Here is a 3,668-nt window from a genome sequence, read left to right on the forward strand (position 1 = left end):
TGATGTGTGTGCGATTTCCACTTTCGCTTCGCAACGTCGAGGACCTATTGCACGAACGCGGCATCGACATCGACCATGAAACCGTGCGCTATTGGTGGAATGGATTTGGCCCGATGTTTGCCGCTGAAATCTGCCGCAAACGTATCCAGAAGATGCGGTATTGCTCGAACTGGCGATGGCATCTCGACGAGGTTTTCGTGAAGATCAACGGCGCGCAGCACTAGCTTTGGCGGGCCGTTGATCGTGACGGATAAACTTCGATCCCATGGCGCCGCTATGAAAGTCATCGCGAACGACAAACGTCAGGAAACGGGGCGCTGGCGCAACAATGGGCGGAGAATTCACACCTGCCGTTTCGACGCCGAGAGCGGGCCATGCAGCGGTTCCGGAGCATGTGATGTTTACAGAAATTCGCCGCCGTTCATGCCTCCGTCTGCACCCATTTCAACCAAGAGCGTTCACTCTACAGCAGAGACAATTTCAAGCTCAACCGCGCCGCTGCTTTCGCCGAGTGGCGCCAACCCGGCGTGACGTAATCGGCAGCCCCATTGTCACTACATAGACTGGCTCGGATCCGTCTGACACCGCCCAACGATCAACCGCAGCTCAAATCAACCCTTGCAAAAAAGGAGCCGGCCACAAATGACACCATCCGTGATACTTTTTATTGAGCGGTAATATCGGTTGAAACTACGAAATCCGTGCCGGTAAGACAGCCCGAAAAAAGGGTCGAAGCACAAAACTCTCGATCTTCGAATGCTTTTGACTCCGGTGCCAACGACGCCTCCACTAGACGTGGCAGCGTGAGACCCCCTCCAGAACAGGAGGCCATTTGCAAGTTTTCCGTTTTATCTTTGATCTTATCAAGCTCCGACCGCAGTTGTGCATTGGCCTCGTCAAGTGCTGCGCTTTTCATTACGGCAAGCTCAAGCCGGGTGCTCTTATCGTCCATCATGGCTTCGAACAGGCGGACCCGCTCTTCGATGTGAGGCATGCCCCAAGATGTTGCCACAGCAATCTTGGAGAAAGAGAAAGCCAAGTCGCCAGTGATGTCTTGGCAGCTGTCCTGAAACGGCGTTGTACCTTGGAATCCTGTGAACACCCAGGTTTCCGGGGCCTGGAATTTCAGAAAGGATGTGTAGTTGACACGCATTCCCTTCAGGTTCGCATCCTTTTCGATCAAGGCAAACAACCCGTCAGCATGCTGGACTTCCACGCGGGGAAATTGGGGCGACATCAACTCTCCATCAATACCGCGCACAATCGAAAGAAAACCGATCTGATCACAGACCATGACTTTCGCGCCATCCTCGATTGTCAGAGGTTCCTGCATCAAGTCGGCCAACGCTCGACCCGAATATCCCGTCGTGATCGCAACGCTCAAACCAAGCAAAACGCTGCGAGGCCAAAAACCTGGTCGATTTACCACACCATTCATTCTTCGGCCCTCCTACTCACATCAAAGGTCTAGGTATCTCAAGTAAATTGCGAAGAACCTGACGCAAACCTTGCACTTCCTTACCTCATTTGGAAGAAAAATTCCGAGATTTCACCACATTTAGTCTGATTGCCGACAAGTTGTGTGTTTTGTGCTTCGGTCACTAGACGCCAATGTGAGTAGCCCCGGGTCTTGTCGGAAGGGTTTAAGTCGAGGTGGGCAGGGTGGTTTCGTGGCCTTCGCACATGACGAGAACAGACCCTTTCAAGGACTTCCAAGGGAGCCCCGAGGTCATCCGACTGGCGGTCATGATGTATGTGCGATTTCCACATTCGCTTCGCAATGTCGAGGGCCTGCCGCACGAACGCGGCATCGACATCAGCCATGAAACCGTGCGCTACTGGTGGAATAGATTTGGCTTGATGTTTGTCGCTGAAATCCGCCGCAAACGTGTCCAGAAGATGTGGTGTTGCTCGAACTGGCGATGGCATCTCGCCCTGGCGTGATCGGCAGCTTATTTCTCCTTGCAGAGACGGGCTCGAATTTGTCTGACACCCCCCAGGGCGGCGCTCGCGGACTGCGCGGACGGACGCACCAAACGTTGCCATGAGGCGAATCGGGTGCCAGATTGCCTGAATGGGTCGATCCCACGGGAAAAGCCGGTTGATTCGCGTTTCGACAAGAGGTGCACATGCCAAGTCTCGATGAAGATGGATCCGCATTCGTCAACGATTTCTCCGAATACAAGACCGTCGCGAACAAGAAACCGGTAGAGTTGATTTTGTTCGCTCATCAAAAAAGCGGGCGTTCGATGTGGGAAATTGGACGGGAGTTCAAGAGGCTGTCGAGAGGTGAGGGCAAGCTGACGCTTCAGGAATACATCGACTACGAAGTCTACAATGCACCGGATGCCGAAAAGGAACGGTTCCTTTCCCGCAACCTCGTTTGGCCTGTCACGACCCAATGTTGCGACATGACCTGGGATGCAGCGACAGAAGACAAGTGGTTGGCCACGCAAATCCTGGAGCTTCATCAGATACCGACGCCACCTATCCTTGCTGTGGTCGATGCCAACGATCGTCGGTATGGCCGCAATGTGAAGTTGTCGAGTGCACGCGAGCTTGAGGGTTTTCTCAATGAGACCAGCATGCCGATTTTCGCGAAAGCGAATCGTGGTCATGCAAGCTTTGGCACATTCCTGATACGCGGTCATTCCGACAATGGCGTCGAATTGCATGATGGCGAGACGGTCGGCGTTTCGGAGTTGTTCGAAGACAGGATCGGCGATCGGGCCTACGTGCTCCAACCGCTGCTTCGAAATAGTGAGGAATTCGCACCATTTGCGAAGAACCTGATCACCCTGCGGTTGTTTGCGGTGAATGATGGCAAAAAAATCAGCGTCGTTGCAGCGGTACTGAAGGTTCCGTCCGACGAAAATATCGCGGATAACTTCTGGAGGCCGGGAAACATCGTCGGAGACGTAGATCTTTCGTCCGGGATCGTCACGACTGCCAAAACCCGTCACGAAGGAATCGTAAAAGACGTGGACGCGACGCCGGCGACCAGTCCCACGATCGTGGGCCATACGATAACTGGCTGGGAGGAGGCGGTTTCACTTGCGCGAGATTGCAGCCGAATCTTTCCGATGCAACGGTTCCTCACTCTTGACGTGGCCCTCACCGATCAGGGGCCCTGCGTTGTCGAGGTGAACACCGGAGGCGGTTGGGAACTCTATCAATTTGCATCCGGTAAGGGTTTTTTGACGCCCGAAGTGACGGCGTTTTTTGCTGCCTGCAACGTGGATCTCGACCATGACAGAAAAGGCGGCGTTCTCTCCTCCCTCTGGAAAAGAAAGAAATAAGGGCCGGGTTTCAAGGTAGCGAAAGTGCGACCGGCAAAACGATCATGCTCCCAGGGGAGAGACCTTGTCGGAAGGATTTGAGTCGAGGCGGGCAGGGTGGTTTCGTGGCCGTTGCACATGACGCAAACAGACCCTTTCAAGGGCTGTTACAGTAGCCCCGAGGTCTCCGACTGGCGGTCATGATGTGTGTGCGATTTCCACTTTCGCTTCGCAACGTCGAGGACCTATTGCACGAACGCGGCATCGACATCGACCATGAAACCGTGCGCTATTGGTGGAATGGATTTGGCCCGATGTTTGCCGCTGAAATCTGCCGCAAACGTATCCAGAAGATGCGGTATTGCTCGAACTGGCGATGGCATCTCGACG

2 protein-coding genes and 3 pseudogenes are annotated in these 3,668 nt (G+C 54.1%); 4 read left to right on the plus strand and 1 reads right to left on the minus strand.

The features are described 5' to 3' along the window. Positions 1–536 (plus strand): annotated as a pseudogene (locus FDT80_RS18760) (IS6 family transposase); the annotation flags it as partial. Positions 537–664: 128 nt separating this feature from the next. Here FDT80_RS18760 and FDT80_RS18765 read toward each other — a convergent pair. After that, positions 665–1,438: a hypothetical protein gene (locus tag FDT80_RS18765; RefSeq protein ID WP_138663859.1), complete on the minus strand. Its 774-nt coding sequence runs from the start codon at positions 1,436–1,438 to the stop codon at positions 665–667. 245 nt (positions 1,439–1,683) lie between these two features. On the opposite strand from FDT80_RS18765, the pseudogene FDT80_RS18770 reads away from it, so the two are divergent. The 3 genes and pseudogenes from FDT80_RS18770 to FDT80_RS19025 form a co-directional block, all read left to right on the plus strand. Then, a pseudogene (locus FDT80_RS18770) lies at positions 1,684–1,932 on the plus strand (IS6 family transposase); the annotation flags it as partial. Between the two features lie 197 nt (positions 1,933–2,129). After that, positions 2,130–3,299: a sugar-transfer associated ATP-grasp domain-containing protein gene (locus FDT80_RS18775; RefSeq protein WP_138663860.1), complete on the plus strand. Its 1,170-nt coding sequence runs from the start codon at positions 2,130–2,132 to the stop codon at positions 3,297–3,299. A 117-nt stretch (positions 3,300–3,416) separates the two neighbouring features. Further along, positions 3,417–3,668, plus strand: a pseudogene (locus FDT80_RS19025) (IS6 family transposase); the annotation flags it as partial.

The sequence above is a fragment of the Sulfitobacter sabulilitoris genome (genome assembly GCF_005887615.1).
GTDB lineage: Bacteria > Pseudomonadota > Alphaproteobacteria > Rhodobacterales > Rhodobacteraceae > Sulfitobacter_E > Sulfitobacter_E sabulilitoris.